This window comes from Halorubrum sp. SS7 (assembly GCF_005435055.1).
GTDB lineage: Archaea > Halobacteriota > Halobacteria > Halobacteriales > Haloferacaceae > Halorubrum > Halorubrum salinarum.
In genome coordinates, this window is record NZ_SGXV01000312.1 from 1 (window position 1) to 456 (window position 456).

At 67.3% G+C, this 456-nt stretch carries 1 protein-coding gene; it reads left to right on the forward strand.

Annotated elements, in window-relative coordinates; genetic code table 11:
* Positions 1-172: 172 nt before the first annotated feature.
* On the forward strand, positions 173-456 hold a 284-nt coding region (locus tag EXE44_RS21220; protein WP_137718058.1), incomplete at its 3' end, for a hypothetical protein.

Consider the following 456-nt stretch of genomic DNA (forward strand, 5'->3'; position numbering starts at 1 on the left):
ACGGTCGGGCGGTCCTCCGAGAGGGGGGAGTCGTCGTCGCTCACGATACGCGTCGTTGGGCGGCGAGGCACTTGAGCGGCGCGGCTACGTCGGTGACTGCGAAGAAATCGGTCTCGCGCGGACGATTCATTCTGGGGGAAGACCGATTACCGATCGGGCTGAACACTCGATCGTGTCCCTCCTCACACCCGCCGTCGCGTTCGGCGCCGCCCTCGTCCTGTCCGTCTGGCTCGCGTCCGGCGTCTGGGTCAACTTAGACGCCCACGCTCGCGGGAGCGACTATCCGGCCGTTTGGGGCGTTCTCGCACCGCTCTCGGGAATTGTGTTGTTCTACTACCTGCTGTGGTGGCGTCGCGGTCGGTCCCGGGAGTGGCCGCCGCCCCGACTGGAGCGAGCCACCGCCACCGTCGTTATCGCCGGTCTCGGTGGATTGGTCGTCGGGAGTCTCGTGTCGCC